This window comes from Megasphaera sp. SC8-1 (assembly GCF_024436295.1).
GTDB lineage: Bacteria > Bacillota > Negativicutes > Veillonellales > Megasphaeraceae > Megasphaera > Megasphaera elsdenii.
The window spans coordinates 22,124-28,788 of sequence record NZ_JANFQH010000029.1 but is presented as its reverse complement, the minus strand read 5'-3'; the positions used below and the strand labels follow the sequence as shown (position 1 = coordinate 28,788).

5 protein-coding genes are annotated in these 6,665 nt (G+C 47.8%); all 5 read right to left on the bottom strand.

The annotated features are described in order from the left end of the window. On the bottom strand, positions 1-889 hold an 889-nt coding region (gene cas7c, locus NOS26_RS09110; protein ID WP_255917601.1), incomplete at its 3' end, for a type I-C CRISPR-associated protein Cas7/Csd2. Between the two features lies 1 nt (position 890). Next, a complete protein-coding gene (gene cas8c / locus NOS26_RS09105) occupies positions 891-2,753 on the bottom strand; it encodes a type I-C CRISPR-associated protein Cas8c/Csd1 (RefSeq protein WP_255917600.1) in 1,863 nt (620 codons plus the stop codon). After that, entirely contained in the window at positions 2,750-3,403 is a 654-nt protein-coding gene (gene cas5c / locus NOS26_RS09100; RefSeq protein ID WP_014016933.1) for a type I-C CRISPR-associated protein Cas5c, read from the bottom strand. The genes cas8c and cas5c overlap by 4 nt, the downstream gene beginning before the upstream one ends. A 17-nt stretch (positions 3,404-3,420) precedes the next feature. Beyond that, entirely contained in the window at positions 3,421-5,607 is a 2,187-nt protein-coding gene (gene cas3, locus NOS26_RS09095) for a CRISPR-associated helicase Cas3' (protein WP_255917599.1), read from the bottom strand. A 125-nt stretch (positions 5,608-5,732) separates the two neighbouring features. Beyond that, positions 5,733-6,536, bottom strand: a complete 804-nt coding sequence (locus NOS26_RS09090; RefSeq protein WP_014016935.1) for a tetratricopeptide repeat protein — start codon at positions 6,534-6,536, stop codon at positions 5,733-5,735. Between the last annotated feature and the right edge of the window lie 129 nt (positions 6,537-6,665).

Genomic DNA, 6,665 nt, shown 5'->3' with positions numbered 1-6,665 from the left:
TCATCCGGGTACACGTAACGTGTTCCGGGATTTTGCTTTCATCTACGGTGACGTCATAGTCCGTATAGTTTCGGGGTGCAACGACACTTTCTTTTTTCTGGACGTGAACAGTATCAAAAAGTTTATAAGCTGGAGCATTTCCCAATTCACTATCGTGTTTGAATACGATGAGTTCACGCACTGTCATATTTCCTCTAGCAGCAGAATGGTCGTATTCAAACATATTAATGATAGCCTTCCATAAATACTGTAAATCGTCCTCACTGAAACCAGTTACTTTCCGGGCCAGGTTGGCTGATACATAGCCGTCTACGCGGTATAACGCATAGGGAATGATATATTTTTTGCCAAATGTAGATTTTTGATCTTCAGCATCTTTTTCTGTCGTAATGGCAACACGGGTAATGGTGACTTCCTGTGGCACGATGGGATCAATGCTGCGGGCAAAGCCCAACTGAACGGGACCGCGGACTTGGCCGCAATTGAGTGCACTCTTGACAAAGGTCGTCATGACGGCGCCAAAGGTACGGATGTCAAAGAAATTCTGGCACATAAAGTCACAGATTTTACGGTCCAGTTCCGGATCATCTTTTTTCATCTTTTTTATATCCGTCTTTTCATCAATGCCCACGTAGGTTAACGCTTCTTTGTCACTGCGCTGCAAAGGAACGCTTTCTTTGACGTAAATGCGATAGCCAGGCTGGTCTTCGCAAATCGTTTCAATGCAATTGCGTATCTTACGCTTCAAGCAGACATCGGTAACCAGGCCGTATCCGGTTTCCGGGTCTACGCGCGGCATATTGCCGGCATCGGGATCTCCATTGGGATTGCCATTTTCTACGTCAAACAGGATGGTAAATTCATAGCGATTCTTAATGGGTTCGGACATCTTATTTTTCCTCCTTTTTCATATACCGTTTCTGGGTCTGATGGTAATAGCCTAAAATAAATAAGCCTTGATCGTTCAAATTCATCCGCGCCGGAATAGGCTGGCCATTCATCTCGATTTTCCCTTCCAATTCTGTGACCATTTTTTCCAGTTCAATTTTCAATCCCTTTCTGTCATTCAATTTGCGTAAATGGTGGTTGGCCATTTTCAACAAAATTGGAAATACCCATCCCGGGGTCGCAGCCGCACTATTAAAAAATCGATCCTTAATCGTGCTATTTATTCCTTTCCGATTCTTTTCTGAGTCGGGAACCTTACCGCGTCCATTATCTTTTTCATGGGCTTTTTCCTGAATTTGTTCCAATACAGAGAACAGTCGGCCTAATACATAGGCCGTATTCGTACTTTCTTCATTCAATGCCACAGTTACTTCCTCTCCTTTCGGAAAATTCTTCAATAAACAAGCCTTGATGATGGCGGCTTTTTCGGCACTAATTTTATAGATATGCTTATCTTTATCATCCTGGTCTGCTTTGACTCTCAACATGACGCTATTGTATAAAGCCTGCGGGTAAGGCGTATCCGAGAGGATGCTGCGCATCACAGCCCCTGCCAGAAGCGGGGATGCTGCTTTATCTTTACTTTTTTTATTTACCGTTTCCCCCAACAGTCTCCATAATGGCAGGTAGGCCCGATGACGCTGAGGCATAACGATTTCCAGTCTCTCATAATGCCTGCGCACATGGTCGATAAAATGACCGAATGTGTCCTGCAAGAAAAAGCGGACCGAAAGCCTTGCCGCATTGGGAGACAGTCCCAGGATATAAAAAGGCGTATCCGGGTGGATGGGGACACCGTGAAAATCAAAGGGCATCCCGTTTTGGATATGCGAAAACAAGGCATCCAGGGTCTCATCGTCGATGGCATCGTCATCTTCAAAAACGGCGCTATGAAGCAAATCCTGATAGGCTTCTTCCCCATCGGCTGCCCAATAGACAACGGTCGTATTGCCAATGACCTTACAGTGCTTTTCATCGGCAATAAGCTGATTCAATGCCGTCGTATAGGCAAAAGCGGCATGTTCGCTGACAGGGGCATTATAGCACTGCCCCCCTGAATGACCGTATGATTCAAAAGCATCTGCGTTGAAAGATACTAAGGAAGCTCCTGAGGACTGAGCGCCGCGGACGCCTTTGATATTGGGATGGATGCGGGCAATGGGTCCTATTTTCCCCGTGACCAAACACTGCCCTTCGACAGCATCAGCAGATGGCTGATTATAATGGGCATCCCAGGCAGCCCTGATGGTTTCATCGTCTTTAACAAAGACACCTTCGACGGCATACATTACATTGGCTGTCAACAGGTTGGTGGCCAGATAGGGTTTCAACACGGGATGATTTTCTGCTGTTTCCGGCTTCCACGTCGTAAAGAACCGCTTCAATGCCTCTGCTGACGGCGTGTGGACAGCTTCTAAGATATCCAAATGATATTTTTTCATCGCTTCAAAACAAGCTATACTCCGTTTTTTCTCTTTTTCCCATTTGGCTACCGCATCTTCTGCCATATCCGCTGTCTTCATGTCTTTAGGCAGCCCCAGGCAATAAGCGGCATTGGCCCACAAGAACTGCGGCCGGATACCCGATGATTTTTTCACGCCTTCCGGCAGCATATGGACCGTAGGCACGGATACCGTCTTTTTCCCCCGCATCACTTCTTTTTCTAAGGATAGGATTCCGATGACTTCGCCCTGCTGATTCAGATTGACAGCATAGGAAATCTTATAGTCCCCCCACCCCGGCTTGGCAATAGCTCCCTGCCGGGCTAAGGTTTCATAATACGCTACCAACGATTGTAAAATCATGAGTGCACCTCACAATCCCGCAAATCCAGGACCCCATTATGTAAGGTCGCTTTGAAGAACATAGGCCGTATGTGCTGTAAATCGGAATAATCCATGTCATACAGCATATAGCCTAATTCCTTATCTTCCCCGGCATAGGCTGTCGGCACACTGTCAAATTCGTATTCCCGGAAATTGACAGGAAATTCCCGGCAGCCAAAATAAGGCGTATGATAACATTGTCCCCGCTTCAAGCGGCGGCGGATGATATCCTGGAACTTTCCAGCATTGTCGGAAGCATTGGCCTTATCGGTCAGTTCAAAATGCGCTTCGATGACATAATGCACCTTGCACAGTACCATAGAAGCCCGCTGCTGGATTTCTTCTTTCGTACTCAAATACAAGTCCACATTTTTCTTAGTCATCGCCTGCTTGGCCGCTCTGGCGCTGGCCTTTGCCTTGACTTCATTGCGGCGGATATTAGTGAACCGGATAGGACTGAGAACATAGATTTTATCAATAATCCATTTGAGTCCGGGATGCCAATAAATCGCCTCAATGATGCCTCGTGCCGCAGACGGCGTCATGACATCATAACTGACGCGTTCTGTTTTCATTTCCGGCCGGGAGAATAAGGCATAATCTCCCCAAACTTCTACTCGTATTGCCATATCATCATCTCCCTAATTTATAAAAAGATGCCTATTCCATCTTCCATATTGACGACGAGCCCCGTATCCGGATCATATGCCGCCGGATCCGTTAGTACGTACAATCCAAACTCCAACGCTTCCAGCTTATTCGTTTCCTCTAGTTTCCTGAACTGATTCTCATAGACGCCGACCATATATTGATTCGCCTTACGGAGTATGGACCGGTTGCAAACACCGCTTCTCAATTGTGCCAGGATTTTCTGGTTGTCCAGGTCATCATCTATGGGAATAAAAACGGTCCGGCTGTCTTCTTCTATCAGTTTGAAATCTTTTGCAATCTCTGTAAAGGCCGGTTTATTCACTTCTAATCGTTTTAACACATCTTTACTGTCCAGCTGGTCTTCGCCAAGCGTATAATGGAGCTGGTCGAAATACGCTTTAATACTCTCTGCACTGGCTATGTCGGCATGGTCCTTCGCCACCATCTGGGTTATTTCGATAGGACGCCGCACGAAAGCCGGAATCCGGTTCATAGGTTTAGGCAAATCATAAATAGATACGATGCTGTCTTCTGTCCGCTGTTTCCCCTCCCGATTGCAGCGGCCGCCGGTCTGTATGATACTATCCAGGCCCGCAATTTCACGATAAACGACAGGGAAATCGACATCGACACCAGCCTGGATCAAGCTGGTCGAAATGACCCGGCAGGGTAAGCCATCCTGAAGGCGCTGACGGATGATGGCTAAGACACGGCGCCGATGAGCCGGATACATGAAGGTCGACAAATGGTAACAGCCGTCGCCCGTCATCAGCTGATACAAGTCCCGGGCATCCTTCTTGGAATTAGTGACGCACAGGACCTGCTCATGCTCTTTCAGCTGCGCCGCCAAGGATTCCAGGGAATCTACATCCATGAATCGATAAGTGACGCGCCTGAAAAATCCATACAAGCCTTGGGTATCCGGACAGATTTCCCGCACTTTCAGGCCTTCTCCGATCCGGGAAAAATACGTTTCCAAACTCGGCTGCGTTGCCGTACACAATACTGCCGTACAACGATAATTAGCCACCAATTCGCCCATGCTGCGGATGCAAGGCCGCAAATAAGGCTCAGGGAGCATCTGTGCTTCATCAAAGATGAGGACGCTATTGGCAATATTATGTACCTTGCGGCACCGGCTGGTCTTAGCCGCAAAGAGGGATTCAAAAAACTGCACATTTGTCGTCACAATGACGGGCGCATCCCAATTTTCAGTCGCCAGCTTTTTGCGGTTCAAGCCATCATCTTCCTTTTTGTCATCGTCGTAATTTTTATCGTAATCTTTATCGTAATCGACATTCATATGGTGTTCGATGACGTTACCATCCCCTAGAATATTACGGAAAATATCGGCAGTCTGTTCAATAATCGAAGTATAGGGGATGATATAAATAATCCGCTGTTTCTTGTATTTTATAGCATGTTTCAAGGCAAAAGCCAAGGAAGACAAGGTCTTACCGCCACCGGTCGGAACGGTCAGACTAAACATACCTGGCTCTTTTTCAGCCGCATCCAGACATTGCTGATAAATTTCCTGCCGTTTTTGATTGATAGGCGTAGTGGGTTTTCCAAAAGTTGCATAATACGCGAAAAATAAATCGTGAAGTTCCTGCATCGTCGCGAATCCGCCGCGCTGCACTTTGCCATCGTTTACGAATCGCTCCGTATCCAAAAAATCGGCATCGACTAAACAGGAAAAAAGCATGCGGATGAAGAAGGAATAATAGAACTGGTCTTTTCCGTATAAAAAGGCCGGCGCCTTGCGAATCGGTACGGGTTCAGGCAGTTCCTGGCGATAAGCCGAATAGTCCAGTTTGCCCTTCAATTCTTTTTTCAGCCGCCCCATCAGGGTACCGTCAGTAACGTCCGAGAATTTCGTTCCCATATTGAGGAGACCGCTGTGATGGCTGGCAATACAGAGAGCCAAAGGTACATTCTTTATTTTCTTCATCAGCAAGGCACCGGCTGTAGAATGATCGACCAGCGGCCCATCTTCCAGGATCCGTCGCTGGAAAGCCGCACTATATTTCCCGATGTCATGATATAATCCAGCCATCCTTCCCCATTCGGGCGCATCAAACACACTGGCAAATCGTTCGGCCAAAAGGCTGGTCCCTTTCAAATGGTCTATCAGCAGTTGCTGTCGTCCGTCTTCGCTAGTATGCCCAATATAGTTTCCCATTTTCATGCCCCTTTCCCTGCAATTTTGTGAATTTTACAATTCGTTTTTGATATCTTCAGTATACTCCTTTTAGCCTGGATAGTCAATATTATATTTCTGTAATGTTGACTAGTAAAATATCACTCCTATTTCTTTCCCTTCTGCCGCCAATAGGCCGCTTCGACCGTGTCTTTTTCTACGCCTTCGCCTTTTTCCAGGGCATGGGCATAATTCTTCATGCCTTCCTTGTACCCGGAAGCCGCCGACTGGGCGAACCAATAGACGGCCTGGCAAAGGTCGTGGCGGACGCCGTGACCGTCGCGGTAGAGTACGCCCAGATTATTCTGGGCCGGCCCGTCTCCGGCCATGGCGGCTTCATAGTACCAGCGGGCTGCCAGTTCCCAGTCCTGCGGGACACCGCGGCCCGTTTCGTAAAGGTATCCCAGGTTGTTCTGGGCAATGGCATTGCCCTTTTTGGCCGCCTGGGCATACCAGTAGGCGGCCTTGTCATAATCCCGCGGGCCGGCATAGCCGAACTGGTACATGATGGCCGTATTGCACTGGCCGTCGGCGTCATCATGGCGGGCAGCCCGGCCGTACCAGTGCAAAGCCAGTCCATAATCCTGGGGCAGGCCGTTCCCCGTTTCGTAGAGATGGCCCAGGTTGTTTTCGGCCGTGCCATACCCCTGATTGGCCGCCCGGCGGTACCAGTACACGGCCTGTTCCATGTCGGTATCCGTCCCCAGTCCGTGTTCATACTGATAGGCCAGGTTATACTGACTGGCCGCGTGTCCTTTCTGGGCAGCCCGGTGGTACCAGTACAGGGCCTTCTTATATAAAACATCTTTATATTCTATATCGGCATCGAAAGCTTCAAAGAAATAATCGTCGCCCATAGCGCATTGGGCAAAGGCGTCGCCTTCAAACGCTTTCCGTTCTTTTTCATCCATAAGTGCGTCTCCTTCCTGACAGATTAAGTGTAGCGAAAGGCCCCTTCCTTTGTCAAATATATTTTTTGACTTTTCTTCTTTTGACCTATTGACTTTTTGACTTTTAACGGTATAATGATACTAGAGCTT

Excerpts from the sequence above, each read along its gene's own strand:
- cas8c (WP_255917600.1), bottom strand. The coding sequence starts at position 2,753 with ATGATTTTACAATCGTTGGTAGCGTATTATGAAACCTTAGCCCGGCAG.
- cas5c (WP_014016933.1), bottom strand. The coding sequence starts at position 3,403 with ATGGCAATACGAGTAGAAGTTTGGGGAGATTATGCCTTATTCTCCCGG.
- cas3 (WP_255917599.1), bottom strand. The coding sequence starts at position 5,607 with ATGGGAAACTATATTGGGCATACTAGCGAAGACGGACGACAGCAACTG.
- NOS26_RS09090 (WP_014016935.1), bottom strand. The coding sequence starts at position 6,536 with ATGGATGAAAAAGAACGGAAAGCGTTTGAAGGCGACGCCTTTGCCCAA.